The organism is Pseudomonas sp. P4_B4, assembly GCF_056402255.1.
The window spans coordinates 235,452-261,279 of record NZ_JBFUHS010000001.1 but is presented as its reverse complement, the minus strand read 5'-3'; the positions used below and the strand labels follow the sequence as shown (position 1 = coordinate 261,279).

Below are 25,828 nucleotides of genomic sequence, written 5' to 3'. Positions count from 1 at the left end.
GGCGATCCGACGAAGGGGCCATCACTGCTACCGCACATCTGCTGAACACCCTTTCTGAAACATCTGCCGACTACCCGGGTCCATTGCAGCTGCTAGGCTCAATCCCGGGCCTCACTCGACAGAATCCTTGCTCATGTTCACGCGCCTGCTGCTTTTATGTGGCCTGTTCATGGTCGCCACCTCGGCCGTGGCCATGACCATCTACAAATCCAAAGACGTCTATGGCGTGGTTTCCTACAGCGACCGCCCAAGCAAAGGCGCCCATGTGTTCGTTTTTCGCGATGGCATGGTCGAGCACCTTGAGCGTCAGGTGCGCCTCATCATCATGAAGAAGAACGGCGTGCACAGCGTGTACGTGCGCAATGACCTGTATGCGCCGGTAGAGGTCGAATTGAGTTTTGCCGGGGTGAAGAACGCCAGTGGTGTGCCGGGCGGGACGATTCGGCGCGTGATACCGCTACGCAGCAGCGTTCGCCTGGCGCAGCTTACGGCGACTAAAGGTGGGAGGCCCCTCGCGTACGTCCCGAAGTTCAAATACTCCCTGGGCGACCCCTCAGGGCCCACGGTGGGCTATCGGTACCCGTTGCCCTGGCGTGGTGGACCGTTCCGGATAAGCCAGGGCGCCAATGGCCCCTACAGCCACTTCGGGCCCAAGAGCCGATACGCCATAGACATCGCGATGCCTGAGGGCACGCCGATCATTGCCGCGCGAGGCGGGGTGGTGGTGAAAACCGAGAACAAACAGAGCGGGCGCGGCACCGACGCATCCGGCAATTTCGTGCGGGTGCTGCACGATGACGGGACCATGGGCGTTTACCTGCACCTGAAGAAAGGCTCGGTCTGCGTTCGGGAAGGTCAGCAGGTAAGGGTAGGCAGTGCGCTGGCCTTGTCCGGCAACACCGGCAACAGCACCGGGCCGCATTTGCACTTCGTGGTGCAGCGCAATACCGGGCTGGGGCTGGTATCGATTCCGTACCAGTTCAACCAGCCGGTCAGCGCGCTGCCCAACTTTGCGTTGGGCAAGCAGTGATGCGTTGTCTGGTCTGACGCCATCGCGGGCAAGCCAGTTAATCCAGCATCAACACCTTGGCCAGAACGATCTTCGGCCCTTTCATCTTCTTGATGATGATCCGCAGGCCTTCGACTTCCAGCACTTCTTCCTCTTCGGGAACGCGCTTGAGGCTCTCGTAGACCAGCCCGGCAAGGGTTTCGGCTTCGACGTGGTCGAGGTCGATGCCCAGCAGCCGTTCAACCTTGAACAGCGGCGTATCGCCCCGCACCAGCAGTTTGCCCGGCTGATACGCGAGGATCCCGCGTTCGGCCTTGCGGTGTTCGTCCTGGATGTCGCCCACCAGCACTTCCAGCACGTCTTCCATGGTCAGGTAGCCGATGATGTTGCCGTCGGCCTCTTCGACCACGGCGAAGTGCGAGCCGCCCTTGCGGAACTGTTCCAGCAACTGCGACAGCGGCATGTGCCGCGACACGCGCTCCAGCGGGCGGGTCAGTTCGGCGAGGTTGAACGACTCGGGAATGTGGTCCAGCGCCGCCAGTTCCAGCAGCAGATCCTTGATGTGCAGCAGGCCGACGAACTCCTGGCGCTCGCTGTCGTATACCGGGTAGCGGCTGAACTTGTGGCGACGGAACATCGCCAGGATCTGCTTGAGCGGCGCGTTGAACTCCAGGGTCACCAGGTCTTCGCGGGAGTTGGCCCAGTCGACCACTTCCAGTTCACCCATTTCCACCGCCGAGGCCAATACACGCATGCCTTGGTCGCTCGGGTCCTGGCCACGGCTGGAGTGCAGGATCAGTTTCAGTTCTTCACGGCTGTAGTGATGCTCGTGATGCGGGCCGGGCTCACCTTGCCCCGCAATGCGCAGGATGGTGTTGGCGCTGGCGTTGAGTAGGTAGATGGCCGGGTACATGGCCCAATAGAACAGGTACAGCGGCACGGCGGTCCACAGCGACAGCAATTCGGGTTTGCGGATCGCCCAGGATTTCGGGGCCAGTTCGCCGACCACGATGTGCAGGTACGAAATGATGAAAAAGGCGGTGAAGAACGATATGCCTTTGACCACTTCGTCCGATTGGACGCCCACCGCGCTGAGCAGCGGTTCGAGAATGAGTGCGAACGCCGGCTCACCAACCCAGCCAAGGCCCAGGGAGGCGAGGGTGATACCCAGTTGGCAGGCGGACAGGTATGCGTCGAGCTTGCTGTGTACGGTGCGCAGGATGTGCCCGCGCCAGCCGTGTTTATCAGCGATGGCCTCGACCCGGGTCGAGCGCAACTTGACCATGGCAAATTCCGCCGCAACGAAAAATCCGTTGAGCAAAACCAGGATCAGAGCAAAAAGAATCATGCCGAAGTCGGCGAAAATTGTAGCGAGGGTCAAGCCAGGGGAAGGGTCCATGATGGAGTTTTGCGGGTTCCGTGAATTCGAGAAGGAAAGAAAAAACTGCGCCTGAAAAGCAGGCGCAAGTCAGCCAATGTAGCGGCTGACTTGGCGATTGCCTAGTGGCTCGTGCTGGCCGGTATCAATCGGCGGTGCTGATAACCCGTGATTTGGTGACCTGAGCCGGGGCAAAGTGGCAGGTAAAGGTGCTGCCGTGGCCCGGTACGCTGCTGATTTCCATCCGTGCCCGATGACGTAACAAAACGTGTTTGACGATCGCCAGCCCCAGGCCAGTGCCGCCGGTGTTGGAGTTGCGGCTGGAGTCGACGCGATAGAAGCGTTCGGTCAGGCGCGGCAGGTGTTTGGCATCGATGCCGATCCCGGAATCCTGCACGCTCAGGTGCGCCCCCTGGTCATCGCCCCACCAGCGAATGCGGATATTGCCTTCGGCCGGAGTGTATTTCACCGCGTTGAACACCAGGTTGGAAAACGCGCTGCGCAACTCCGCTTCGCTGCCCTTGAGCAGAATTGTCGGGTCGGCTTCCAGGGTGATTTTCTGGTTTTTCTGGCCGGACAACTGCTGCGCGTCGCTCTTGATCGATTGGAGCAAGCCGTCGATCGGCACCGGCTGGTTGTCCGACGGATAATCGGTGGCTTCCAGCTTGGCCAGCAACAACAGGTCATTGAGCAGGGTCTGCATGCGTCCGCCTTGTTGCTGCATCTGCTGCAAGGCACGGCCCCAGCGCGGGTTCACCTCGTCGACGTTGTCGAGCAAGGTTTCCAGGTAGCCGCAGATCACCGTCAACGGTGTGCGCAGTTCATGGGAAACGTTGGCGATGAAGTCTTTGCGCATTTGCTCAAGCTGATGGATGCGCGTCACATCGCGCACCAGCATCAAGTGTTCGTTGTTGCCGTAACGGGTGATGTACAGCTGGATGCGCACGCGGTCGTTGGTTGGCGAGGGGATTTCCAGCGGCTCGGCGTAGCTGTCTTGCTCGAAGTATTCCTTGAAGCGCGGATGGCGCACCAGGTTGGTCACCGGTTGGCCGCTGTCCTGTGGCGTCTTGAGGCCCAGCAGGGTTTCAGCGGCGCGGTTCCACCACTCCAGATTGCCGTCGGTGTCGAGCATGATCACCGCATCCTTGAGTGCGGCGGTGGACTCCTGAACCCGGTCGATCACCGCTTGCAGGCGCCCGCGTACCCGTTGGTCGCGGCGTTGCAGGTGGTAGATGCTGTCGAACACCTCGCCCCACAGGCCGTAGCCGTCGGGTGGCGCTTCATCGGGTTTGTGCAGGCGCAGCCACTCGTGCAGACGCAGCAATTGCTTGAGGGTCCAGGCCAGGTAAAGACCCAGGCCTGCGGCGAGGCTCCAGCCGTAATAGCCGGTGATCAGGCCGATCACCAGGCAGGCGGTGACCAGCAGCAGCATGTGGCGAATCAGGGTGCCATGCCAGTTTTGGTTCACGAAAAAAATACGTCCTTGAATAGAAGCAGTTTTGAGCTTCAAGCCTCAAGCTGCAAGTTTGAGGCGGTTTGGCTTTTAGCTTGCCGCTTGTAGCTTAAAGCTTGCAGCTGTTGTTATCAGGCCTTGGTTGAGAACCGATAGCCAGTGCCGCGCACGGTTTGTACCAGATTTTCGTAAGCATCGCCGAGGGCTTTGCGCAGGCGGCGAATGTGCACGTCAACCGTACGCTCTTCGACGTAGACGTTGCCGCCCCAGACCTGATCCAGCAACTGGCCACGAGTGTAGGCGCGCTCCTGGTGGGTCATGAAGAATTGCAGCAGGCGGTATTCGGTCGGGCCCATCTCGGCAGGACGGCCGTCGATGGTCACGCGGTGGCTGATCGGGTCCAGCAGCAGGCCGCCGACTTCGATCGGTGCTTCGCCATCGGTCGGGCCCGCGCGACGCAGCACGGCCTTCAGGCGCGCTACCAGCTCACGGGGGGAAAACGGTTTGGTGATGTAGTCGTCAGCGCCGACTTCCAGGCCCTGGATCTTGTTGTCCTCTTCACCCTTGGCGGTGAGCATGATGATCGGGATGTCCCCGGTCAGTTCATCACGCTTGAGACGACGGGCCAGTTCGATGCCGGACGTGCCGGGCAGCATCCAGTCGAGCAGGATCAGGTCCGGTTTGCGGTCGACGATAATGGCGTGGGCCTGCTGGGAGTTTTCAGCCTCCAGGCAGTCATAGCCGGCCATTTCCAATGCAACGGCGATCATTTCGCGAATAGGCGCTTCGTCGTCGACGATCAGAATGCTCCTGCCAACCATGCCCTTAATCCTCTTGTCATTTAACTGTCTTGCGCCGCATTAGATAACGGAATTATTGCAGTCGTGTGACAGTATTTTAGTTGCCCTGCGATTGTAGCGAACCTGGACTAAGCTCTAATTCCGAATCCTGACAACCACAAAAGGAAGGTTTCCATGAACTACATTGCTCAATCCTGGAAGGCTTTGCTGGTCACTGCTGCGTTAACGCTGCCGACACTGGCCTTTGCCGCCGACCCGGCGATGATGAAAGACGGCATGATGGTCGATCACAAGGGCATGACTGTGTACACGTACGACAAGGACAAGGATGGCAAGTCGATGTGCAGCGGTGAGTGCGCCGAATACTGGCCGCCAATGATGGCGCCGGCGGGTGCCAAGGCTGAAGGTAAGTGGACAGCCGTCAAGCGTGACGATGGCACAATGCAATGGTCCTACGGCGGCAAGCCGCTGTACTACTACAAGGACGACAAGGCACCCGGAGAAATGAAGGGTGACAAGAAGAAAGACGTCTGGCACGTCGTTCACGAGCATATGTAACGGTTGTAGCCTGCCGCACCAGATCGCTGCCTACGTTGCTCTGCAGGAGCTGCTGAAGGCGGCGATCTTTTTGACGCTTCAACGTAGCGCGTAATCCAGCACAATCCCGACGAAAATCGCCAAACCCGCCCAGTGATTGTGCAAAAACGCCTTGAAGCAGCGCATCCGGTCCTTGTCGCGGGTGTACCAGAACTCCCACGCAAAGCAGCCAGCTGCCACCAGTAATCCGAGGTGGAACCAGCCACCAAGGTCGAACTTCGAACCCGCCAACAACAGGCAACCCAGCGCCAGCCCTTGCAGGGTCAGGATGATCACCCGGTCCGCGTCGCCGAACAGAATCGCCGTGGATTTCACGCCAATCTTCAGGTCGTCATCGCGGTCGGTCATCGCGTAATACGTGTCGTAGCCCACGGTCCACATCAGGTTGGCGATCCACAGCAGCCACGCGGTAGCCGGCAATTCACCGGTTTCTGCGGTGAACGCCATCGGCATCCCCCACGAAAATGCGGCGCCCAGCACCACTTGCGGGTAATAGGTGTAGCGCTTCATGAACGGGTAACTGAACGCCAGCGCCAGGCCGCCCAATGACAGCCAAACGGTCGCGGCATTGGTGCACAGCACCAGCAGGAAGCTCACGCCCATCAGCAATGCAAAGAACACCAGCGCCTCTTTGGAGCTGATCTTGCCGCTCACCAGCGGCCGCTGCTCGGTACGCTTCACATGACCATCGACCTTGCGGTCCGCCCAGTCGTTGATCACGCAGCCGCCAGCGCGGGTTAGCACCACGCCGAGGACGAAAATCACAATGTTGGCCAGGGACGGCGACCCCTTGCCGGCAATCCACAGCGCCCACAGCGTTGGCCACAGCAGCAGGTAAATGCCGATCGGCTTGTCCATGCGGGTCAGCTGAATGAAATCCCAGGCCCGAGGGTTCAAGCGGTTCAAGGACTTGAGCAGGCTTTGGTACATCAACGGTTCTCCGATTGGGCGCAGGCGGCGTCCCACAGGGAAGGCAGGAATATTTCGGCCACCAAAACGCTCAAGGCACCGCGGTCGAAGCGCGAACGGCGGCCCCACAGCCCAGGCGATTGCACCTCGGCGGGCAGCCACGCTTGCGGATAATGGCAAACCTCGATGGCCCGGCGCTGGAAGGCCTGATCGCAAAACAGCAATTCGCCCAGCGAGCGGCTGCCCAGTTCGTCCATGTGCAAGCCGTCGCCTTGCAATGCACTGCGTGACGCCACGCTGCGCGCAAACACCCACGCCTGGCCATGACCGCGCAAATACACCTCGCGCACCCAGCCCTCACTGCCATCGGCCAGGTCCAGCGCTGCGCATTCGTCGGCACGCAGGGGTTGCCAGCCTTCGAACATCGGCGAGACGCTGAAGGCATCATTCGACAGATGAATCAGACGTCTGGTTAGCGAGCCTTCGTCGAACAGCCAGTCGAGGGTGGAGGCGTCGGGGAGGGGTGCCAGTTCGCTGCGCGAGAGCCAGAGAGGAGCTGGAGAGGGGAATTCTGTGTGATGCACAATGAGTCATTATTGGCAGCAAATGAGGCGGCGAGCTTAACATGTCAGCCACCGATATCGATTGAATTGGCCTGCCGTTACGCCGAACAGACTTGCATCTAAAGGCCCCGATCAGTACAAAACGCGCTGAGTTGGACGGCAGTGCTACAACCATCGACCGTCCGGCCGGCAAAACGCCTGAACCCTGAGGAAGTACCTGATGAAAAAGTGGCAATGTATCGTCTGCGGCCTGATCTACAACGAAGCCGACGGTTGGCCGGATGACGGCATTGCGCCGGGCACCCGTTGGGAAGACGTCCCGGCAGACTGGCTGTGCCCGGACTGCGGTGTGGGCAAAATGGATTTTGAAATGATCGAAATCGCTGCCTGAATAATTGAGGAGTAAGGAATGAACGCACCTGTCGTAATCATTGGCACCGGCCTGGCGGGCTACAACGTGGCCCGCGAGTTTCGCAAACTCGATAGCGAAACCCCGCTGCTGCTGATTACCGCCGATGACGGGCGCTCCTACTCCAAGCCGATGCTCTCCACCGGCTTCGGCAAAAACAAGGATGCCGACGGCCTGAGCATGGCCGAACCCGGCGCCATGGCCGAGCAACTCAAGGCCGAAATACGCACCCACACGCGCATCAGCGGCATCGACCCGGGCCACAAGCGCCTGTGGATCGGTGAAGAAGCGGTGATCTACCGCGACCTGATCCTGGCCTGGGGCGCCGAAACCGTGCGCGTGCCCATTGAAGGCGATGCGGCGGATTGCGTATTCCCGATCAACGACTTGGAAGACTACGCACGCTTCCGTGCGGCGGCGGCCGGCAAGCGCCGCGTGCTGCTGCTCGGTGCCGGTCTGATCGGCTGCGAGTTCGCCAACGACCTGACCCTGGGTGGCTACGAAGTGCAACTGGTTGCGCCGTGCGAACAAGTCATGCCGACCCTGCTGCACCCGGCGGCCGCCGCTGCGGTGCAGGCTGGCCTCGAAAGCCTCGGCGCGCGCTTCCACCTCGGGCCGGTGCTCAATCGCCTGCAACGCGTGGCTGACGGCCTGGAAGCACACCTGTCCGATGGCCAGGTGATCCCGTGCGACGTGGTGGTCTCGGCCATTGGCCTGCGCCCACGCGTCGACCTGGCGGCAGCGGCCGGTTTGCAGGTTAACCGTGGCGTCATGGTCGACCGGCACTTGAAAACCTCCCACGCCAACATCTACGCCCTGGGCGACTGTGCCGAGGTCGATGGGCTGAATCTGCTGTACGTCATGCCCCTGATGAGCTGTGCGAGGGCGCTGGCACAAACCCTGGCTGGCAACCCGACCGCCGTCACCTATGGCCCGATGCCAATCACCGTCAAAACCCCGGTCTGCCCGCTGGTAGTGTCCCCGCCACCACGGGGCGCAGAGGGCATTTGGACAGTCGAAGGGCAGGGCGCCGACATCAAGGTTTTATGCCGCGATGCCGCGGGCAAGCTGCTCGGCTATGCGCTCACCGGTGCCGCCGTGATGGAAAAACTGGCCCTGAACAAAGAGCTTCCGGCTCTGTTGGCGTAAATACCGGTCGTTCTGTCGGAATCACCCCCCTTTTGCCCTAACAATGGCCGCGCCGATACTGGCGCGGGGCCTCACTGCGTGCCATCCTCACTCCCGTCTGCCGCAGAGTAGAGCACCTGCGGCGCTTTTGGCGCTGCTCCGTAGAGAGCAGCACGGACATAACAACAACAAACCGTCAAAGGGGCTTCACTCACATGCGTAAACCAGACCTCGCTGCAGCCATTGCTGAAAAAGCAGACCTCACCAAAGAACAAGCCAACCGCGTTCTCAACGCCGTTCTTGAAGAAATCACCGGTGCCCTGCACCGCAAAGACAGCGTGACGCTGGTGGGCTTCGGCACCTTCCTGCAACGCCATCGCGGTGCCCGCACCGGCAAAAACCCGCAAACCGGTGAACCCGTCAAAATCAAGGCCAGCAACACCGTTGCGTTCAAGCCAGGCAAATCGTTGAAAGACAGCGTTAATCCGTAATCCGTTTTCACCTCCCGCGCAGCGGGGGAGTGGAATAAAAAATGGGCACGCCAACCAGGGTTGGGTGCCCATTTTTTGTGGGCGGCGAATCAGCCGAGCCCGCTTTGTTGCTTGGCGAGAATCGCCGCCATTTCCGGTTCATCCAGATGATCCAGCGCCCGCTCTACCAGCAAATGCGCCCCCTCAGCCACGCGACTGATCGCCAGGGCTACTGAGCGGCGCGAGCCGTCTACATCATCGGCCAGGTCAGCGGCGATGGCGCTGATGGACAGCAGGTCTTCCGAGGCGTTGGCCAGGAGTGCTTCGGTATTGATGTCCTGGCAGACACTGAAAAGTTGGCCGCTGCGTTTCGTTGGTGTCTGTTTTGGTGGGGCGAGATAGTGATCGAGGGCGCGTTCGGCGGCTTCGTGGAGTTTTTTGGAATCGAGGGATTCGTAGGGGGATGTGGCCGGATCTTCTGGCGGATTAGGTGTTGGCTTAATCATTGGTGTATCCCGATATGTGTAGGTAAGGGACTGACACCGTTTCGCTTGCATTCGAATGTTGGTGGCAGCCGTACGCAGGTGTGCAAGACCGGGCATATCGGACCCCGGCAGACCCCAAAGGGACCTCCCACGCACAGCCGCCATATAGCGATCCAAAAAGCATGTTTATGCTCAAAGGTTTGCGAGGCAGTTGCGCGGCGATATGTACCGGACTTGCACGTCCGTGTCACCGTTTTTTGCGGTGGCTGGCAGAGGTTAGCTGCGGATGTGGAGGGTGCCTAGTTCATGGAGGGCTCGGCATTTCGAAGGAAATGTCTGAGAAGGTTGAGGGGGATTAGAGACGAAGTCGCACTCGCCTTAAACACCCATTTGCATGGAGTATCACTGGGAATCAAGTCGAGCTCGACCGTGATGCTTCATATTCATGATCGACAATGGGCTACACACTGCTGCAGTGAGACAAACAGGCAGAAAACGGCCAAAAGAGGTCAATAAAGCTGCTGGCAGTGTAGTTTGATTTGCCGCCTACACTGATCAAGCAGCTTGGCTTGTTATCTTTATCGTGTTTCTCCTTGGATCGGTTCGCTTTTGCTGTGGCCACCCGAGGAAAAACAAGGGCGTACAGGACATCAAGGAGCGTCATACGACATTACTATCGCGTTTAAATGCGAGAGCAATGTCGCTAAATGGTAGCTAGATGCGGGAGACACATGCGATTACGACTTAAGTTTTTCACATCTCTTGCGATTTTGGTCGCTCAGTCAGCGATAGCTCAAGATCCTGACGCGGCCTTATCTAAGCTTTCTCCCGACGCACGCGATTGGGTCAATCGTTCATGTACTCGCAGCCTCGGGCCGTCTCTCTGGTCAAGCTGCGTCGAGCGGGAAGCGTCAGCAGCTTCGCGTGGAAAACCAGACCTCTCCAGCCTAAATCCGGAGCTGCGGGCTTGGGTCATAAGAAGCTGTTCTGACTCTCTCGGCCCGTCTCTTACCATTAGCTGCCTCACCCGCGAGAAAGCTGCACTGGCAGACGGGTTACCAAACATTTCATCTCTTACCGAAGAACAAAAGCAATGGTTGTTCAGCTCCTGTTCTACATCGCTAGGGCCTTCGCTATTTCTGGCATGCGTTCAAAGAGAGTCGGCAGTTCTTCGTGGCACACAATCCGCTCCCCAACAACCACGCGCAGCCGCGTCTCCTGCTCCACGCCAGCTCTACAGCACACCAAGCAGAAGCTCAGGTCATGAGAGCTATAAAATCGAGGTGGCTCATAACGATGAGTTTTTCATTATCAACGGAGAAAAATTTGAATCACGAACTTATTGCCTGGGCTGGGAAGAAGGAGACGAAGTTCTATTTCTAGAGGGAAGCCCGCTCGGTGTTTGTACAAGCGCAGAGCTTCTAAACCTGAGAACACGCGAAAAGTGCGATGTATGGTGCGAGTAGCCGCATCTAGCAAGCTATTCCAGCCGATGACCTTGACTCCGCTTCGGTCCGGCAACCCCGCGGCTGAACCTAGACGTTATGAATGTCTGCAAAGGGTCGACTTCTGCCGGTAGAAGCATCCTGCTGGGAACGACTACATCACTCTACTTGCTCCGTGACTTGGTAGTCATCAGCGTCAAAAATAACACCATCTCCCTCTAACGATACGCAATGGTGGCGTTCTCGTTCGAAGCCGTTAAACTGCCCCAGCCGTTCATTTTTCTTCTGAGGCTGTGCGCATGAAATTTCGTTTTCTGCTGTGGATGCTGGGTTTGTTGATGGGTAAGGCCAGCCGGACCAATCCGGCGTTTCAGCAGCAGTTGGGTGACAAGGACCTGGTGTTCCAGTTGCAGACCCTGGACGGGAAAGTGGCGCGGCATTTCCGCGTGAAGGACCAGCGCATCACCAGCCAATCGGGTGTGCATGCCGAGCCTGCGTTTGCGATTGCCTTTAAAGACGCCGCGTACGGCTTTGCCACGATGCAGGCGAAGAACAAGCAACTGGCGTTCATGACAGGGATTCAGGACAAGTCGATTCAGATCAAGGGCAGCCCGGCGCTGGTGATCTGGTTCCAGGGGCTGACCAAGTATTTGAAGCCGAAGAAGGCCAAGCCCAAGGCTTGAGGTCTTTCAGGTAGACCGAATGATATTCATCGCGAGCAGGCTCACTCCCACAGGGATCACCTAAATCCTGTGGGAGCGAGCCTGCTCGCGATTGCTTTTCAGCCTTGAGTGAATTGCGAGGCGAGTTCGCGCAGCAGCACTTCGGCTTCGAGGACTTTGCTGACCACGTCGTTGGCTTTTTCGCGGCTCAGGCCAAGGCGTTCGAGCAGGGCGTCGGGGATGTCTTCGTCGGGACCGGAGCCGATGCCTCGGCTGCGCAGCAGGCGCACCGACAGGCACACCAGGTTCGGGTATTCGGCGTAGGCGCCGTCGTAGGCCGGGTCGTGCTGGAAGCGCAGGGCGGTGGCCAGCTCTTCAGGCATGTCCCAGTAGCGCATCAGCCATGTGCCGATCTGTTCGCGGCTGATGCCCAGCAGGTGTTGTTCCACGAAGCTGTGGCACAGGTGCGGGTTGACCTCCAGGTGGCGGCAGATCAGCGAGAAGTGCGGTGGGAACACGTGGGCCAGCAGCAGGTAACCGAAGTTGTGCAGCAGGCCAGCCAGGTAGGTCAGGCCGGCTTCCGGGCGCTGGGCGCGCGGCATGGCGCGGGTCAGGCCTTCGATGACGGCGGCGGTGTAGATCGATTGCTGCCAGTACGGCGTGGAGTGTTGCGGGTGGTCCTTGGGCAGGCTCAGGGTTTTGCCCAGGGCCAGACCCAGTGCCAGGTTGATCACCAAATCGAAGCCCAGCACCCGGACGATGGCGTCTTCCACCGAGCGGATCTTGCCCGGCGAGGCGTAGTAGGGCGATGCCGCCCAGCTCACGACTTGTGCGGCCAGCGCCGGGTCGGTTTCGACCACGCCGGTGATGTCGTCGATGGTGGCGTTGGGGTCGACGCGCAGCTTGATGATTTTTTGCGCGGTTTCGGCCAGCGGCGGAATTTCGATGGTCGCTTCCAGACGCTGCTGGATGCGCCGCGCGGTGAACGCCTGGACGGCCTGGGTGATTTCCTCGCGGTCGTCATCGGGGCGGTTGAGGTTCGGACGGATGCTGGTCAGGTTTTCGCCGAAGTTGGCGGCGCTGGCCTTGGTCAGTATGGTCGTCTTGAAGTCTTCGCTGGAAATTTCCAGTAGCACGCCCGGCTCACCGGAGTTGATCAGCAACTTCGGCTCGCGCAGCAGGCTTGCGTCGTACAGGCACGGTGAACTGGTTAGCGCCGGCAGGCCCGGCAGCAAGCTGAGGTTGTGCTTGCCGAGCATTTTTGTCAGGCGTTCGGTCGGTACGGCGGCGAGGCGGCGACCGGTGAGTTCAGTGAGGCGATTGAGGTCCAGCAATTGGCTCTGCGGGAACAGCACCATCAGCACGCCAACGCTGTCATCCAGCAGAACGGCCTGCACTTTGCGCGCGGCATTCAGGCCGTGATGGTCCAGCACTTCTTCGTAGGCAATGCCCAACTTGCCCAGCATCAGCCGAATAACCGACGGAGCGTGCGGGGTGTCGGGTGCGAAGGCAACTTCGGTCATGGTCTGTATCCGGACTAAAACAATTGCAGGAGTATAACCAGCTTGCTTGGGGCCACGCCTCAGAAACCGTGACGGTTGTCACACTTGGCCGTATTGTTGGCCATGACGCAGCCAGCGGTCGAGTAGCGGGCTGACGTGGGTCGGCCAGCGCTCGAGCAATGCCTGGGCGGCATCCCGCACGGCGGGCAGCAAATCGGCATCGCGCATCAGGTCGGCGACCTTGAATTGCAGCAAACCTGTCTGCCGGGTGCCGAGCATTTCGCCGGGGCCGCGCAGTTCCAGATCCTTTTCGGCGATGACAAAACCGTCGTTGGTTTCGCGCATGATGCCCAGGCGCTGGCGGCCGATCTGCGACAGCGGCGGATGGTAGAGCAGCACGCAGTGGCTGACGGCGCTGCCCCGGCCGACGCGGCCACGCAACTGGTGCAATTGCGCCAGACCCAGGCGTTCAGGGTTCTCGATGATCATCAGGCTGGCGTTGGGTACGTCGACGCCCACTTCGATCACCGTGGTCGCGACCAGCAATTGCAGGTTGCCGGCCTTGAATTCGGCCATCACCGCGGCTTTTTCCACAGGCTTCATGCGGCCGTGGATCAGCCCGACTTTCAATTCGCCGAGAGCGGCGGTGAGGTCCTCAAAGGTGGTTTCGGCGGCCTGGCAGGTCAGCTCTTCCGACTCTTCGATCAGCGTGCACACCCAATAGGCCTGGCGCCCTTCGGCGCAAGCGCTGCGCACCCGTTCGATGACTTCGACCCGCCGAGTGTCGGTGATCAGCACGGTGTTGACCGGGGTTCGGCCGGGGGGCAGTTCGTCGAGGATCGAGGTGTCGAGGTCGGCGTAGGCGCTCATGGCCAGCGTGCGCGGAATCGGCGTGGCGGTCATGATCAACTGGTGCGGGCACATGCGCCCGCCAACGCCTTTCTGCCGCAAGGCCAGACGCTGCTGTACGCCGAAACGGTGCTGTTCGTCGATGATCACCAGCGCCAGATTCTTGAATTGCACTTCGTCCTGGAACAGCGCGTGGGTGCCGACCACCATCGGCGTGCCGCTGGCGATTTGCTCCAGGGCGGCGACGCGGTTCTTGCCCTTGAGCTTGCCGGCCAGCCACGCGACTTCAATGCCCAGCGGTTCGAGCCAGCGCTTGAAGGTGATGAAGTGCTGCTCGGCGAGAATCTCGGTGGGGGCCATCAGTGCAACCTGATAACCGGCCTCCAGCGCTTGCAGCGCAGCGAGGGCGGCGACCACGGTTTTGCCGGCGCCGACGTCGCCCTGGATCAGCCGCAGCATCGGTTCGTGCTGGCTGAGGTCATAGGCGATTTCGTTGCCGACCCGTTGCTGGGCGCCGGTTGGGTTGAAGCCGAGGTTGGCCAGGTACTTGGCCGGCAGTTGCGTGGCTTTGGGCATCGCTGGCGCACGCAGGGAGCGCATGCTTTCGCGCAGGCGTTGTTGCGACAGTTGATGGGTCAGCAGTTCTTCGAAGGCCAGACGGTGCTGCGCCCAGTGGTGACCGAGGGCCAGTTCATCGACGTCGGCATCGGCGGGCGGGTTGTGCAGGTAGCGGATCGCATCGGCCAGCGGCGCCAATTGGTAGTCGCGGGCCAGTTCGTTCGGCAGCCAGTCGGGCAGGCTGCTGGGGCCGAGCAGGGTGAGGGTCTGCATGCACAACTGGCGCAAGCGCTGTTGGGTCAGGCCTTCGGTAAGCGGGTAAACCGGGGTCAGGGTTTCATCCACCGGCGGCGGTTCGTCGCCAGTGATGGCGCGGTATTCCGGGTGGTAGATCTCCAGCCCCGAAGCACCGGGCCGTGCCTCGCCGTAGCAGCGAATCCGCGTACCGCGTTTGAGGCCTTCCTTTTGTGCGTTGCTGAAATGGTAGAACCGCAGGCTTAAGCCACCGGTGCCATCCTGCAGCCGAACCACCAGGCTGCGCCGCCGGCCCATGACCACATCAGCACCGCTGACAGTGCCTTCGATGACCGCATCTTGCCCGGGCCGCAGTGCGCCGATCGGCACGACACGGGTGCGATCCTGATAGCGTAACGGCAGGTGAAACAACACGTCCTGGAGGTTTTCCAGGCCGACCTTGGCCAGTTTCTCGGCCATGGCTTCACCGACACCTTTGAGTGCAGTCACCGACACTTGCGACAACTCGCTCATGACCGTTGCTTAGCCCGCAGCGACTTGCGTCGCTGGCTTGGCCACCGAGCACAGGCGAATGGAGTCAGCGAGGATTTCAATCGCTTTCGGGCGCGGGAAGCTGGCGCGCCAGGCAATGGCCACGGTGCGGAACGGTACGGGTGCCGACAACGGGCGCACTTCGATCACGCCGGGGGCGTAGTGATGGCTGTCGACCGCCGACAACGGCAGGATCGAAATCCCCAGGCCCGAGGCGACCATGTGGCGAATGGTTTCAAGGGAGCTGGATTCCACCGTGGTGTGCTTGGCGCCGTCGTTGCCCTTGGTCAGGGTCGGGCAGGCTTCCAGTACCTGATCGCGGAAGCAGTGGCCTTCGCCGAGCAGCAGCAGGCTCTTGTCGTTGAGCAGGCTGGCGTCGATGGATTCTTTTTGCGTCCACGGGTGCTGCGCTGGCATCAGCACGTAGAATGGCTCGTCGTAGAGTTGCAGGGTCAGCACGTCGGCTTCATTGAATGGCAGGGCGATGATGATCGCGTCGAGCTCGCCGTTGCGCAGTTTGTCGCGCAGCACGTGGGTGAAGTTTTCTTCGATGTACAACGGCATCTGCGGGGCGACCCGGTGCAGTTGTGGAATCAGGTGCGGAAACAGGTACGGCCCGACGGTGTAGATCGCGCCGACCTTGAGTGGGGCGGTCAGCTGGTTCTTGCCGGCCTGGGCCAGTTCGCGGATGCCCTGGGCCTGTTCCAATACCTTTTGTGCCTGGGCCACGATGCCTTCGCCGACCGGCGTCAGGCGCACGGCGCTCTTGCTGCGCTCGAAAATCAGCACACCGAGTTCGTCTTCAAGCTTTTTCACGCCCACCGACAGGGTCGGCTGGCTGACGTGGCAGCGCTCGGCCGCGTGGCCGAAGTGCTGCTCTTGGGCGAGGGTAACGATGTAGCGTAATTCTGTGAGGGTCATAGCAAGCGTCCATGTAGTTGCGGGCCAAGCATACCGGCTGCAATCGATAGACGCACGTTATCAGACTGAGTGTGTCGAGTGACACCGGACAATGCCGGATTGCCGCTGGCAGATATGCAAAAGGCACCTTTCGGTGCCTTTTGGCTGGATTTACGAACTTGTAGGAGCGAGCCTGCTCGCGAAAGCGGTGTGCCAGTCAACATTGATGTTGAATGTGACGGTCTCTTCGCGAGCAGGCTCGCTCCTACAGGGGCTGGTGTTATCAGCGGCGGCGTTTCTCCAGCGAATACACAAACGGTGCAACGATTTCGATGGAGCCATTGGTCAGCATGTCGGCCGGTGGCTTGGGCAGCGGTTGGGCGCGGCGGATCATTTCCAGGGTGGCACGGTCCAGATCGGCAGTGCCCGAGGCGCCTACCAGTTCAAACGACAACACATTGCCTTCGGCATCCACGACGAAACGCAGACGGTTCATGCCTTCCTTGCCTCGCGCCTGTGCACTGGCCGGGTACTTCTTGTACTTCTGCAAATGCGCCAGCAAGGTGCCTTGCCAACTGGCCTTGGCCGCCATTTGAGCAGGCGACGGACCCGGCGCAGGCTGGGCGGATTTCTCCGTCGGTACCTGAGTCTGCTGGGTTTCGGCCGGTTTTTCTTCGGCCGGCTTTTCCTTCGGCGGCTCGGGTTTCTTCTCTACCGGCTTGGGCGGCTGCGGCTTCGGCTTGGGTTTGACCGGCTTGGGCACGGCAATTTCAGCTTTCGGCGCTTCGGCGAGCTTGGGTATCGGCAGTTCTTCAACCGGAGCCGGTGGCTGCGGCGGGGTGACGACCTTCGGCGGAGCAGGCGGTGGCGGGGCAGGGACCGGTGCCAGTTCGACCATCATTGCCTGAGGGGGCAATTCGATGGGCGGACGGGCGGACCAGTTCAGCGCCAGCGCGATGGCCAGCGCATGAACACCCAGCACCACAGCCAGGCTACCGCTGTAACGCGTCAGCTTATGGCGCGTTGTGATCATTTCTTGGCTGCCGTCTCGAGCCCGACCAGACCTACCTTCAGGTAACCGGCAGAACGCAGGTTGTCCATCACGCTCATCAGGTCGCCGTAATCCACGCCTTTGTCGGCCTGGAAGAAGATTGTCGTGTCTTTCTTGCCCTGGGTCCTGGCGTCGAGGGTGGCGCCGAGTGCTTCGGCCTTCACTTCGTCTTCGCCGAGGAACAGTCGCTGGTCAGCCTTGACGCTGAGGAACACCGGTTTCTCTGGCCGCGGCGCCGGCTTGGCGGTCGAGGCGGGCAGGTCGACCTTGATGTCCACGGTGGCCAGCGGGGCCGCCACCATGAAGATGATCAACAGTACCAACATCACGTCGATGAACGGCGTTACGTTGATTTCGTGGTTTTCGGACAGATCGTCGTCTGCCCCTTCTTTCAAATGCAGGCCCATGGCTGATTACCCCACTTTCACCATGTGCGGTTGCGAGCTGCGCTCAGGCTGGTGGTCGAGGTCGCGGCTGACCAGCAGCAGGACCTGTGCCGACGCGTCGGACACCTGAGCCTTGTAACCGGCGATGGAGCGGGCAAAGACGTTGTAGATCACGACCGCAGGGATCGCTGCAACCAGGCCCAGCGCGGTAGCCAGCAGGGCCTCGGCGATGCCCGGAGCCACGACGGCGAGGTTGGTGGTCTGGGTCTTGGCGATGCCGATGAAGCTGTTCATGATGCCCCACACGGTACCGAACAGGCCGACGAACGGCGCGGTGGAGCCGATGGTGGCCAGCACGCCGGTGCCGCTGCTCATGTTGCGACCGCAGGCCGCGACCAGGCGCTCAAGACGGAAGCTGACGCGTTCCTTGATGCCTTCTTTCTCGCGGCTGTTGACCGACAGGCGCATCTCTTCAAGGGCGTCATGTACCAGCAGGTTGGCCAGGGTGCCTTCCTTCGCGGCGGTGGCGCTGGCTTCCTTGAGGGAGGCGGACTTTTTCAGTTGGGCGATTTCACCGCGCAGACGACGCTTGGCGCCCATCAGCTCAAGACCCTTGGCGATCCAGATGGTCCAGGTGATGATCGAGGCGATGGCCAGGCCGATCATCACGATTTTCACGATGATGTCGGCATTCTTGTACATGCCCCACGGCGACAGGTCATGGGCCATGCCCAGGGTGTTGTCGGCTTCGAGGACCTCAGGGACGTCTTCACCCAGCGCTTCTGCCGGTGCTGCCTGGGCAGGATCGGTCGCAACCGGAGCAACGGCCGGGGCAGCGTGATCGGCCGGAGCCGGCGCGGTGGCGGCCGGTGTGGCTGGCGCCTGGGCATCGGCGAAAGCGGCGACTGGCGCGAGCATCAGGCTGAGGAGCAGGGCGGCCACCGCGCTCCAGGCGCGAGGTCGTTTGGTTGGCGAAGCGGAGAATTGATTGCGTGTCATGCTGGCCGGACCTGAGAGAAAAAACGGGTGATGTTCTTCCAGGCCTCGAAGGCCGAGAACAAAAGTGGGGAGGCATTATTGCAATTAATTCTTGTTAACAAAAGTAATAGCGTCTCTTTTTTTCCTGCATTGCTAGCCGCTTGTCTATTGCCGGCGCTAGTCTGTGGCTTTCCGATGGGAGTTTTCTGATGTCTGCGCCTACTGTTTTGATCGCCGGCTGCGGTGATGTCGGCAGCCGCCTGGCCACACAATTGCTGGCGGCGGGGTGGGAGGTCCATGGCCTGCGACGCGACGTTTCACGCCTGCCCAAGGGCGTCATCGGTGTTGCCGGTGACCTGTTCAACAAAGACTGCCCGGCTACCTGGCCAATCGGCGCCGTGGATTACCTGGTGTATTGCGCGGCGGCCACCGATCACGACGAAGCCGGCTACCGCGCTGCGTATGTCCAGGGCCTGGAGCATGTGCTGGAATGGCTGAACGACTACGGGCAGATGCCCAATCGCCTATTGTTCGTTTCCAGTAGCAGTGTTTACGGTCAACAGAATGGCGAATGGGTCGACGAGTCTTCACCGGCCGTGGCGGCGGGCTATTCCGGGCGTGTGATGCTCGAAGCCGAGCAACTTGCCCTCAAAAGCGGCATTCCGGCCAGCATCCTGCGCTTGACCGGCATTTACGGCCCCGGCCGTGAATGGCTGCTGACCCAGGTGCGCCGGGGTTATCGCGTGGCGGTCGAGCCACCGTTGTATGCCAATCGGATTCATGCCGACGATGCCGCTGGGTTGATCGCGTGCCTGCTTGAGGCGGATCGGCGTGGCGTGGCGCTGGATGATGTCTACATCGGCGTAGACGATGCGCCGGCAGCGCTGGCCGATGTGGTGGGCTGGTTGCGTGAGTATCTGGGTGTGACCGAATGGGCTGACGACGATAGCGTGCGACGCACTGGCAGCAAGCGCTGTAGTAATGCGCGGGCCAAGGCGTTGGGCTGGACGCCGAAGTATCCGAGTTTTCGCGAGGGGTATGCGGCGATCATTGAAGGGCGCGGCTGACTTTCAGTCACAGTAAACCAAATGTGGGAGCGGCGGTGCGACGATTCGACTTGCTCACGAAGGGGTCGTAACATTCAACATCTCTGTTGGCTGTTATACCGCTTTCGCGAGCAAGCCCGCTCCCACAGGGGGTAATGCGTTGCTTACTGCTTTTCCAGCAACCACTTGCGCTCACCCGGGGTGAACGAGGGCATCTCGTCCGCCTGAGCCGTGTTCACGGTCTGGAAAATCTCCAGCTCCTTGCCCTTGCGCGCAAAGATCCAGGCGTTGCCTTGGCCATTGAGTTGCAGCCACATGTTGTCATTGCCGCCGCTCATGGATGCGCAATCACCGGCCAGGCACAACGCATAGCGGTCGCTGCCTGGCAGGCCGGTCACCTGGCCGTCGGCCTGGAATTGAACCGTATTGCCTTCGCCTGGGCCGTTGACGATTGTCCAGCCGCCGCCCATGTAGGCTGAATACAGCGCACGTTCGAAGCTGGCACCTATCGGTGCGCCATCCGGTACCTGGATCTGTACGCGGTCGAAGACTTGCTCAGGCTCATTGTCGCTGGCGGACTGGCTCAGTTGCTTGCCGTCACGCTGCAGCTCACTGGCCGAGCTGCCATAAAAGTCGACTTTCCAGGCGCCGGATTCTTCACCCAGCAGCTTGCCGTCGACATTTTCAAAACCGTTGGTGTAGCGGGCCTGACCGGCCTTGGTGTTGATGTCCCATTCCAGGTTCGGGCCATAGGCCTGGAGCGCTTCACGCAGGGGGACGCCTTTGGCGGCAGCATCGATCGCCACCTGGTTGATCCAGGTGCCGCTGATGTCACGGTCGGCAGGGTTGCTGGCACATCCGCCCAGGAACAGGGCGAGCAGCGAGAGAGCAAGCGCGTTGCGCATGGGTGGAATCCTTTCAAGCATTCTTTACAGCAGAGCAGTCGGCGCAGCCCGAGGCTGCGCCGCACGCATTACTCGATGACCAGGATGGCATCCATTTCAACCTGCGAACCCTTTGGCAGGGCTGCTACGCCGATGGCGGCGCGGGCAGGGTAAGGCTGGTCGAAGTACTTGCCCATGATCTCGTTGACCTTGGCGAAGTGGCTCAGGTCGGTGAGGAAGATGTTCAGCTTGACGATGTCCTTGAACGAACCGCCAGCGGCTTCAGCCACGGCCTTGAGGTTCTCGAACACCTGGACGGTCTGGGCTTCGAAGCCTTCAACCAGTTCCATGGTTTTTGGGTCCAGGGGAATCTGACCCGACATGTAAACGGTGTTGCCAGCCTTGATCGCCTGGGAGTAAGTACCGATGGCGGCCGGGGCCTTGTCGCTGGTGATAACAGTCTTGGTCATGTAGGACTCCTTGTAATTAGGGGCTTAGGCGCGCATGCGGGTGATGCGAGTCACCCCGGTCAAGGCGCGCAGTTTCTTGATCACGCGGGCCAGGTGCACGCGGTCGTGCACGCTGACCACCAACTGGACCACGCTGATGCGACCATCGCGTTCGTCCATGCTGATTTTCTCGATGTTACCGTCGGCGGCGTTGACGCTGCTGGCCAGCAGGGCGATAAGGCCGCGCTGGTGCTCCAGCTCGACGCGCAGCTCAACGTTGAATTCGCCGGTGACATCCTTGGCCCACGAGAGCTGGATGCATTTTTCCGGGTTGTGGCGGATTTCGCTGATATTGCGGCAGTTGTCCAGGTGCACGACCATGCCTTTGCCGGCGGACAAGTGGCCGACAATCGGGTCGCCCGGGATCGGCGTGCAACACTTGGCGTAGCTGAGCACCAGGCCTTCGGTGCCGCGAATCGCCAGTGGGCCTTCCGGACTTGGCAACTGTTCGCCTTCGCCCAGCAACCGGCGGGCCACCACATAGGCCATGCGATTACCCAGGCCTATGTCTTCCAGCAAATCCTCGATCAGTTCGAGGCGGTACTCGACGAGCATGGCCTTGACGCGCTCGGCCGGGATTTTCTCCAGCGAGCTGTCGAAACCATTGAGGACCTTGTTCAGCAGGCGCTCGCCCAGGCTGATGGATTCGGAGCGACGTTGCAGTTTCAGGGCATGGCGGATGTGCGTGCGCGCCTTGCCGGTGACCACGAAGTTGAGCCAGGCCGGGTTCGGCCGCGCGCCAGGGGCGCTGACAATCTCGACCGTGGAGCCGCTTTGCAGCGGTTCGGACAGCGGCGCGAGACGACGATTGATCCGGCAGGCGATGCAGCTATTGCCCACGTCGGTGTGTACCGCGTAGGCGAAGTCGACCGCCGTGGAGCCCTTGGGCAGTTCCATGATCCGGCCTTTGGGCGTGAACACGTAGACCTCGTCCGGGAACAGGTCGATCTTCACGCTTTCGATGAATTCCAGCGAATTGCCGGCGCGTTGCTGCATTTCCAGCACGCCCTTGACCCACTGGCGGGCTCGGGCATGGGTGCCTTTCGGCTGCTCGTCATCGCTGGATTTGTACAGCCAATGGGCGGCGATGCCATTGTTGGCCATCTCTTCCATTTCACGGGTGCGGATCTGGATCTCGATCGGAACACCGTGCATGCCGAACAGCGTGGTGTGCAGCGACTGATAGCCGTTGGCCTTGGGGATCGCGATGTAATCCTTGAAGCGCCCCGGCAATGGTTTATATAAGTTATGTACAGCACCCAGCACGCGGTAGCAGGTATCGACCTTGTCGACGATGATCCGGAACGCATAGACGTCCATGATCTCGTTGAAGGCCCGACGCTTGCCGCGCATTTTCGTGTAGATGCCGTAGAGGTGTTTCTGGCGACCGCTGACCTCGCCCTGGATGCCATCGATGGCCAGGCAGTGGCTTAAGGATTCTTCGATCTTGTTGACGATTTCCTTGCGGTTGCCCCGGGCGCGTTTGACCGCCTGGTAGATCCGCGCGGAACGCATCGGGTGCATGGCCTTGAAACCGAGGTCTTCGAACTCTATGCGGATGGCGTGCATGCCCAGCCGGTTAGCGATGGGCGCATAGATTTCCAGGGTTTCCTTGGCGATGCGCCGGCGTTTTTCGCCGGACAGCACTTCCAGCGTGCGCATGTTGTGCAGGCGATCGGCCAGCTTGACCAGGATCACGCGAATGTCGCGGGCCATGGCCATGGCCATTTTCTGGAAGTTTTCGGCTTGCGCCTCGGCCTTGGTCTCGAAGTTCATCTGGGTCAGTTTGCTGACCCCGTCGACCAGTTCGGCCACAGTTTCGCCGAACTGCGCTTGCAGCGCTTCCTTGGCAATACCGGTGTCTTCGATCACGTCATGCAGCATCGCAGCCATCAGACTCTGATGGTCCATGTGCATGTCGGCAAGAATATTCGCAACCGCGAGTGGGTGCGTGACGTACGCCTCGCCGCTACGGCGGCGTTGGCCGTCGTGGGCTTGTTCGGCGTAGAAATACGCTCGGCGGACCAGATTGACCTGGTCCTTGCCGAGGTAGGTCGATAAGCGATCGGCGAGGGCGTCTATGCTCGGCATGATGTCTCCTGCCGTAAGCTTTTATCCCGCGCCGTGCTACGTCGACCAGGCATAGGCTTAGACGGCCTCGTTGGACTCGTCCTCGAATGCAGCAAAAAGCGGTTCATCTTCAACGATTTCGGCTTCGGCGATAGCTGCGTAGTCGATCAGGCCTTCAGCGATTTCACGCAGGGCGACAACGGTAGGCTTGTCGTTTTCCCATGCTACTTTCGGCTCTTTGCCGCCGGTGGCCAGTTGACGGGCACGCTTGGTAGAGAGCATGACCAGCTCAAAGCGGTTATCCACGTGTTCTAGGCAGTCTTCAACGGTTACGCGGGCCATGGTCTTCCTCGTAGCAAATGCAATATGCGCGCTGCCCGGATGGGCGAGCGGACTCAACAGTTTAAAAAATCACCAGCGTTTAGGGAAGCGCTGATTTTTTGACCAAGCCCTTCAACGCGCTGCAAGTACCAATGTAAAGCCCTTGCAGCGGTTTTGGGAAGAGCTGATTAACCGAGCAATTCAGCCAGCAATTTGCCGTGACGCTGCTGCTGACGCTTCTGAATCAGCTGATTGGCGCGGAAAATCGCCTTCAGGTCGTGCAGCGCGTGGGCGAAATCGTCGTTGATGATCAGGTAGTCGTAGTCGACGTAGTGGCTCATTTCGCTGACGGCTTCGCGCATCCGGCCGTCAATGACTTCGTCACTGTCCTGGCCGCGATTGGTCAGGCGCTGGTGCAGGGCCTGCAATGACGGCGGCAGAATGAAGATCGAGCGGGCCTGAGGCATCAGCTTGCGCACTTGCTCGGCACCTTGCCAGTCGATTTCCAGAATCAGGTCGTGGCCTTCGTCCAGGGTCTGCTGCAGGTGGCTTTGCGAAGTGCCGTAGAGATTGCCGAACACTTCGGCGCGCTCGAGGAAATCCCCGTGTTCGATCATCTTCACGAACTCGCTGCGGTCGACGAAGTGATAGTTCACGCCATTCACTTCACCGGGGCGCATGGCGCGGGTGGTGTGGGAGACCGAGACGCGGATCTCCGGATTGGCGTCGGTCAGGGCCTTGACCAGACTGCTCTTGCCCGCGCCCGAAGGGGCGGAAATGATGTACAGGGTGCCGGTGCTGTGTGTCATGTCGGGGTAGCCTTACTCAATATTCTGCACTTGTTCGCGCATCTGCTCGATCAACACCTTGAGGTTGACCGCAGCCTGGGTGCTGCGCGGGTCGAAGGCTTTGGAGCCCAGTGTGTTGGCTTCGCGGTTGAGTTCCTGCATCAGGAAGTCCAGGCGCCGACCGGCGGCACCGCCGGATTTGAGCACCCGGCGAACTTCGATGATGTGAGTGCTCAGGCGATCCAGTTCTTCGGCGACGTCGCTTTTTTGCGCGAGCATGACCATTTCCTGCTCCAGGCGCTGCGGATCCATCTCGGCCTTCATGTCGGCGAAGCGGTCGAGGACTTTCTGGCGCTGGGTGGCGAGCATTTGCGGGACCAGTTCGCGCAAGGTCACCACGTCTTCTTCGATGGAGCTCAGGCGCTCGTTGATCAGCCGCGCCAGCTCCGCGCCTTCGCGCTCGCGGCCGGCCTTCAGTTCCTTGAGGCCCTGATTGAACAGTGCCAGCGCTTCGGCGTTCAAGGCTTGCGGGTCAGTGGCGTCGCCTACCAGTACGCCGGGCCAGGCCAGGACTTCCAGCGGGTTCAGCGCTGCCGGGTTCTTGATCAGGCTGGCGATGGTCTCGGCGGCGGCGACCAGTTGCGCGGCGCGCTCCTGATCGATTTGCAGTGCTTTGCCGGTGTTTTCTTCGGTGAAGCGCAGGGTGCATTCGAGCTTGCCCCGGGATACTCCCTGGCGCAGGGCTTCACGAACAGCGCCCTCGAGGTCGCGGAAGGATTCCGGCAGGCGCAGGTGGGGTTCCAGGTAGCGGCTGTTGACCGACCGCAGTTCCCAGCTCAGGGTGCCCTGGACGCCGGCTTTCTCGACGCGGGCGAAGGCGGTCATGCTGTGCACCATGGAGGTACCTCGCAAGGCAGATCGGCACAGAACCGAGGTTCCGGGAATCCGATATCAATGAATTAAAGCCGACTGGCAGCAAAGGCGCAGGATTGTAGCGCAGTGACGCGGATGCGCCCAAACACACGGTGTGACAAAGAGCGGCAGGCCTGCACCGACGCGCGGTGCAGAGCCCTCGGTCGTCGGCGGATTTTTTTAGAAGTGCCCAGTGGCGGCCGTCGGCTCTATAATGCTCCGCAGTTTTCCGTCCCCAGTACAGGTACTCCCTATGATACGTCCAAGTGGTCGCGCTGCCGATCAGCTCCGCTCGATCCGCATCACCCGCAACTACACCAAACACGCCGAGGGTTCTGTGCTGGTCGAGTTCGGCGATACCAAGGTCATCTGCACCGTCAGCGTTGAACCGGGCGTACCGCGTTTCCTGAAAGGCCAGGGCCAGGGTTGGCTGACCGCCGAGTACGGCATGCTGCCGCGCGCTACCGGCGAGCGTAACCAGCGTGAAGCCAGCCGTGGCAAGCAAGGCGGCCGCACCCTGGAAATCCAGCGTCTGATCGGTCGTTCCCTGCGCGCTGCGCTGGACATGTCCAAGTTGGGTGACGTCACCCTGTACGTCGACTGCGACGTGATCCAGGCCGATGGCGGCACCCGCACGGCGTCGATCACCGGCTCCATGGTTGCACTGATCGATGCCTTGAAAGTCATCAAGAAGCGTGGTGGCCTGAAGGGCGGCGACCCGGTCAAGCAGATGATCGCTGCGGTTTCCGTGGGCATGTACAAGGGTGAGCCTGTGCTCGACCTCGATTACCTGGAAGACTCGGCCGCCGAGACTGACCTGAACGTGGTGATGACCAGCGCTGGCGGTTTCATCGAAGTCCAGGGCACTGCCGAAGGCGCGCCGTTCCAGCCTGAAGAGCTGAACGCCATGCTTGAACTGGCGAAGAAAGGCATGAACGAGATCTTCGAATTGCAAAAGGCCGCATTGGCCGACTGACCGG

General features: G+C 60.6%; 26 protein-coding genes. 8 read left to right on the top strand and 18 right to left on the bottom strand.

The window, feature by feature from the left end; genetic code table 11:
* The first annotated feature begins 133 nt into the window (after positions 1–133).
* A complete protein-coding gene (locus AC1DVE_RS01270) occupies positions 134–1,030 on the top strand; it encodes a peptidoglycan DD-metalloendopeptidase family protein (RefSeq protein WP_223455286.1) in 897 nt (298 codons plus the stop codon).
* A 37-nt stretch (positions 1,031–1,067) separates the two neighbouring features.
* Here AC1DVE_RS01270 and AC1DVE_RS01265 read toward each other — a convergent pair whose 3' ends face one another.
* From AC1DVE_RS01265 to phoB, 3 genes are all read right to left on the bottom strand, one after another.
* Entirely contained in the window at positions 1,068–2,408 is a 1,341-nt protein-coding gene (locus AC1DVE_RS01265) for a hemolysin family protein (protein ID WP_046038913.1), read from the bottom strand.
* Between the two features lie 124 nt (positions 2,409–2,532).
* The gene (phoR, locus tag AC1DVE_RS01260; RefSeq protein ID WP_259674430.1) at positions 2,533–3,819 is read right to left on the bottom strand and encodes a phosphate regulon sensor histidine kinase PhoR; all 1,287 of its coding nucleotides are present in this window, start codon (positions 3,817–3,819) and stop codon (positions 2,533–2,535) included.
* 152 nt (positions 3,820–3,971) lie between these two features.
* On the bottom strand, positions 3,972–4,661 hold the full coding sequence (gene phoB / locus AC1DVE_RS01255; protein ID WP_003229608.1) for a phosphate regulon transcriptional regulator PhoB: 690 nt from the start codon (positions 4,659–4,661) through the stop codon (positions 3,972–3,974).
* A 153-nt stretch (positions 4,662–4,814) separates the two neighbouring features.
* Between phoB and AC1DVE_RS01250 the strand changes: the two genes are divergently transcribed.
* Complete coding sequence (locus AC1DVE_RS01250; RefSeq protein WP_223455288.1) at positions 4,815–5,198, top strand: COG4315 family predicted lipoprotein; 384 nt, start codon at positions 4,815–4,817, stop codon at positions 5,196–5,198.
* Positions 5,199–5,276: 78 nt separating this feature from the next.
* On the opposite strand, the gene ubiA is transcribed toward AC1DVE_RS01250, so the two are convergent.
* Positions 5,277–6,167: a 4-hydroxybenzoate octaprenyltransferase gene (gene ubiA, locus AC1DVE_RS01245; protein ID WP_223532304.1), complete on the bottom strand. Its 891-nt coding sequence runs from the start codon at positions 6,165–6,167 to the stop codon at positions 5,277–5,279.
* The gene (locus AC1DVE_RS01240; RefSeq protein WP_223455292.1) at positions 6,167–6,730 is read right to left on the bottom strand and encodes a chorismate--pyruvate lyase family protein; all 564 of its coding nucleotides are present in this window, start codon (positions 6,728–6,730) and stop codon (positions 6,167–6,169) included. The genes ubiA and AC1DVE_RS01240 overlap by 1 nt, the downstream gene beginning before the upstream one ends.
* 199 nt (positions 6,731–6,929) lie before the next feature.
* Between AC1DVE_RS01240 and AC1DVE_RS01235 the strand changes: the two genes are divergently transcribed.
* From AC1DVE_RS01235 to AC1DVE_RS01225, 3 genes are all read left to right on the top strand, one after another.
* A complete protein-coding gene (locus AC1DVE_RS01235) occupies positions 6,930–7,100 on the top strand; it encodes a rubredoxin (protein ID WP_007995385.1) in 171 nt (56 codons plus the stop codon).
* An 18-nt stretch (positions 7,101–7,118) separates the two neighbouring features.
* A complete protein-coding gene (locus tag AC1DVE_RS01230) occupies positions 7,119–8,267 on the top strand; it encodes an NAD(P)/FAD-dependent oxidoreductase (RefSeq protein WP_085716194.1) in 1,149 nt (382 codons plus the stop codon).
* A gap of 194 nt (positions 8,268–8,461) precedes the next feature.
* Positions 8,462–8,737, top strand: a complete 276-nt coding sequence (locus AC1DVE_RS01225; RefSeq protein ID WP_003195589.1) for an HU family DNA-binding protein — start codon at positions 8,462–8,464, stop codon at positions 8,735–8,737.
* Between the two features lie 89 nt (positions 8,738–8,826).
* On the opposite strand, the gene AC1DVE_RS01220 is transcribed toward AC1DVE_RS01225, so the two are convergent.
* Positions 8,827–9,222: a DUF6124 family protein gene (locus AC1DVE_RS01220; RefSeq protein WP_223532306.1), complete on the bottom strand. Its 396-nt coding sequence runs from the start codon at positions 9,220–9,222 to the stop codon at positions 8,827–8,829.
* A 1,723-nt stretch (positions 9,223–10,945) separates the two neighbouring features.
* Between AC1DVE_RS01220 and AC1DVE_RS01215 the strand changes: the two genes are divergently transcribed.
* Entirely contained in the window at positions 10,946–11,329 is a 384-nt protein-coding gene (locus tag AC1DVE_RS01215; RefSeq protein ID WP_223455296.1) for a helicase, read from the top strand.
* Positions 11,330–11,427: 98 nt separating this feature from the next.
* On the opposite strand, the gene AC1DVE_RS01210 is transcribed toward AC1DVE_RS01215, so the two are convergent.
* The 6 genes from AC1DVE_RS01210 to exbB form a co-directional block, all read right to left on the bottom strand.
* Complete coding sequence (locus tag AC1DVE_RS01210; RefSeq protein ID WP_223455298.1) at positions 11,428–12,831, bottom strand: aminoacyl-tRNA deacylase and HDOD domain-containing protein; 1,404 nt, start codon at positions 12,829–12,831, stop codon at positions 11,428–11,430.
* 78 nt (positions 12,832–12,909) lie between these two features.
* On the bottom strand, positions 12,910–14,985 hold the full coding sequence (recG, locus tag AC1DVE_RS01205) for an ATP-dependent DNA helicase RecG (RefSeq protein ID WP_223455300.1): 2,076 nt from the start codon (positions 14,983–14,985) through the stop codon (positions 12,910–12,912).
* 9 nt (positions 14,986–14,994) lie between these two features.
* Entirely contained in the window at positions 14,995–15,924 is a 930-nt protein-coding gene (locus tag AC1DVE_RS01200; protein WP_008000272.1) for a hydrogen peroxide-inducible genes activator, read from the bottom strand.
* Between the two features lie 262 nt (positions 15,925–16,186).
* Entirely contained in the window at positions 16,187–16,936 is a 750-nt protein-coding gene (locus AC1DVE_RS01195) for an energy transducer TonB family protein (RefSeq protein WP_046038935.1), read from the bottom strand.
* Entirely contained in the window at positions 16,933–17,361 is a 429-nt protein-coding gene (gene exbD, locus AC1DVE_RS01190) for a TonB system transport protein ExbD (protein WP_007975187.1), read from the bottom strand. Before exbD ends, AC1DVE_RS01195 begins: the two co-directional genes overlap by 4 nt.
* A gap of 6 nt (positions 17,362–17,367) precedes the next feature.
* Positions 17,368–18,339, bottom strand: a complete 972-nt coding sequence (gene exbB, locus AC1DVE_RS01185) for a tonB-system energizer ExbB (RefSeq protein ID WP_223455302.1) — start codon at positions 18,337–18,339, stop codon at positions 17,368–17,370.
* 188 nt (positions 18,340–18,527) lie between these two features.
* On the opposite strand from exbB, the gene AC1DVE_RS01180 reads away from it, so the two are divergent.
* The gene (locus AC1DVE_RS01180; RefSeq protein WP_223455304.1) at positions 18,528–19,385 is read left to right on the top strand and encodes an SDR family oxidoreductase; all 858 of its coding nucleotides are present in this window, start codon (positions 18,528–18,530) and stop codon (positions 19,383–19,385) included.
* Positions 19,386–19,528: 143 nt separating this feature from the next.
* On the opposite strand, the gene AC1DVE_RS01175 is transcribed toward AC1DVE_RS01180, so the two are convergent.
* From AC1DVE_RS01175 to AC1DVE_RS01150, 6 genes are all read right to left on the bottom strand, one after another.
* Positions 19,529–20,269: a hypothetical protein gene (locus AC1DVE_RS01175; RefSeq protein WP_223455306.1), complete on the bottom strand. Its 741-nt coding sequence runs from the start codon at positions 20,267–20,269 to the stop codon at positions 19,529–19,531.
* Positions 20,270–20,337: 68 nt separating this feature from the next.
* Complete coding sequence (locus AC1DVE_RS01170) at positions 20,338–20,718, bottom strand: RidA family protein (RefSeq protein ID WP_003229509.1); 381 nt, start codon at positions 20,716–20,718, stop codon at positions 20,338–20,340.
* A gap of 24 nt (positions 20,719–20,742) precedes the next feature.
* Positions 20,743–22,848: a bifunctional GTP diphosphokinase/guanosine-3',5'-bis pyrophosphate 3'-pyrophosphohydrolase gene (spoT, locus tag AC1DVE_RS01165; RefSeq protein ID WP_223455308.1), complete on the bottom strand. Its 2,106-nt coding sequence runs from the start codon at positions 22,846–22,848 to the stop codon at positions 20,743–20,745.
* 57 nt (positions 22,849–22,905) lie between these two features.
* Positions 22,906–23,169, bottom strand: coding sequence for a DNA-directed RNA polymerase subunit omega (rpoZ, locus tag AC1DVE_RS01160; RefSeq protein ID WP_007921129.1), 264 nt, complete (start codon positions 23,167–23,169; stop codon positions 22,906–22,908).
* A 167-nt stretch (positions 23,170–23,336) separates the two neighbouring features.
* Positions 23,337–23,957: a guanylate kinase gene (gene gmk, locus AC1DVE_RS01155; RefSeq protein WP_046038947.1), complete on the bottom strand. Its 621-nt coding sequence runs from the start codon at positions 23,955–23,957 to the stop codon at positions 23,337–23,339.
* Between the two features lie 12 nt (positions 23,958–23,969).
* Positions 23,970–24,833, bottom strand: a complete 864-nt coding sequence (locus tag AC1DVE_RS01150) for a YicC/YloC family endoribonuclease (RefSeq protein WP_008047081.1) — start codon at positions 24,831–24,833, stop codon at positions 23,970–23,972.
* A gap of 268 nt (positions 24,834–25,101) precedes the next feature.
* Here AC1DVE_RS01150 and rph point away from each other — a divergent pair, with 268 nt between their 5' ends.
* A complete protein-coding gene (rph, locus tag AC1DVE_RS01145; RefSeq protein ID WP_007989575.1) occupies positions 25,102–25,824 on the top strand; it encodes a ribonuclease PH in 723 nt (240 codons plus the stop codon).
* Positions 25,825–25,828: the final 4 nt, after the last annotated feature.

What these genes read in the sequence shown, in the direction of transcription:
- AC1DVE_RS01195 (WP_046038935.1), bottom strand. Translation starts at nt 16,936, where the DNA reads ATGATCACAACGCGCCATAAGCTGACGCGTTACAGCGGTAGCCTGGCT.
- AC1DVE_RS01230 (WP_085716194.1), top strand. Translation starts at nt 7,119, where the DNA reads ATGAACGCACCTGTCGTAATCATTGGCACCGGCCTGGCGGGCTACAAC.
- AC1DVE_RS01175 (WP_223455306.1), bottom strand. Translation starts at nt 20,269, where the DNA reads ATGCGCAACGCGCTTGCTCTCTCGCTGCTCGCCCTGTTCCTGGGCGGA.
- AC1DVE_RS01225 (WP_003195589.1), top strand. Translation starts at nt 8,462, where the DNA reads ATGCGTAAACCAGACCTCGCTGCAGCCATTGCTGAAAAAGCAGACCTC.
- AC1DVE_RS01200 (WP_008000272.1), bottom strand. Translation starts at nt 15,924, where the DNA reads ATGACCCTCACAGAATTACGCTACATCGTTACCCTCGCCCAAGAGCAG.
- exbD (WP_007975187.1), bottom strand. Translation starts at nt 17,361, where the DNA reads ATGGGCCTGCATTTGAAAGAAGGGGCAGACGACGATCTGTCCGAAAAC.
- exbB (WP_223455302.1), bottom strand. Translation starts at nt 18,339, where the DNA reads ATGACACGCAATCAATTCTCCGCTTCGCCAACCAAACGACCTCGCGCC.
- gmk (WP_046038947.1), bottom strand. Translation starts at nt 23,957, where the DNA reads ATGACACACAGCACCGGCACCCTGTACATCATTTCCGCCCCTTCGGGC.
- AC1DVE_RS01270 (WP_223455286.1), top strand. Translation starts at nt 134, where the DNA reads ATGTTCACGCGCCTGCTGCTTTTATGTGGCCTGTTCATGGTCGCCACC.
- ubiA (WP_223532304.1), bottom strand. Translation starts at nt 6,167, where the DNA reads ATGTACCAAAGCCTGCTCAAGTCCTTGAACCGCTTGAACCCTCGGGCC.
- AC1DVE_RS01210 (WP_223455298.1), bottom strand. Translation starts at nt 12,831, where the DNA reads ATGACCGAAGTTGCCTTCGCACCCGACACCCCGCACGCTCCGTCGGTT.
- AC1DVE_RS01235 (WP_007995385.1), top strand. Translation starts at nt 6,930, where the DNA reads ATGAAAAAGTGGCAATGTATCGTCTGCGGCCTGATCTACAACGAAGCC.
- spoT (WP_223455308.1), bottom strand. Translation starts at nt 22,848, where the DNA reads ATGCCGAGCATAGACGCCCTCGCCGATCGCTTATCGACCTACCTCGGC.
- phoR (WP_259674430.1), bottom strand. Translation starts at nt 3,819, where the DNA reads ATGCTGCTGCTGGTCACCGCCTGCCTGGTGATCGGCCTGATCACCGGC.
- AC1DVE_RS01265 (WP_046038913.1), bottom strand. Translation starts at nt 2,408, where the DNA reads ATGGACCCTTCCCCTGGCTTGACCCTCGCTACAATTTTCGCCGACTTC.
- rpoZ (WP_007921129.1), bottom strand. Translation starts at nt 23,169, where the DNA reads ATGGCCCGCGTAACCGTTGAAGACTGCCTAGAACACGTGGATAACCGC.
- phoB (WP_003229608.1), bottom strand. Translation starts at nt 4,661, where the DNA reads ATGGTTGGCAGGAGCATTCTGATCGTCGACGACGAAGCGCCTATTCGC.
- AC1DVE_RS01180 (WP_223455304.1), top strand. Translation starts at nt 18,528, where the DNA reads ATGTCTGCGCCTACTGTTTTGATCGCCGGCTGCGGTGATGTCGGCAGC.
- rph (WP_007989575.1), top strand. Translation starts at nt 25,102, where the DNA reads ATGATACGTCCAAGTGGTCGCGCTGCCGATCAGCTCCGCTCGATCCGC.
- AC1DVE_RS01220 (WP_223532306.1), bottom strand. Translation starts at nt 9,222, where the DNA reads ATGATTAAGCCAACACCTAATCCGCCAGAAGATCCGGCCACATCCCCC.
- AC1DVE_RS01150 (WP_008047081.1), bottom strand. Translation starts at nt 24,833, where the DNA reads ATGGTGCACAGCATGACCGCCTTCGCCCGCGTCGAGAAAGCCGGCGTC.
- AC1DVE_RS01250 (WP_223455288.1), top strand. Translation starts at nt 4,815, where the DNA reads ATGAACTACATTGCTCAATCCTGGAAGGCTTTGCTGGTCACTGCTGCG.
- AC1DVE_RS01170 (WP_003229509.1), bottom strand. Translation starts at nt 20,718, where the DNA reads ATGACCAAGACTGTTATCACCAGCGACAAGGCCCCGGCCGCCATCGGT.
- AC1DVE_RS01215 (WP_223455296.1), top strand. Translation starts at nt 10,946, where the DNA reads ATGAAATTTCGTTTTCTGCTGTGGATGCTGGGTTTGTTGATGGGTAAG.
- recG (WP_223455300.1), bottom strand. Translation starts at nt 14,985, where the DNA reads ATGAGCGAGTTGTCGCAAGTGTCGGTGACTGCACTCAAAGGTGTCGGT.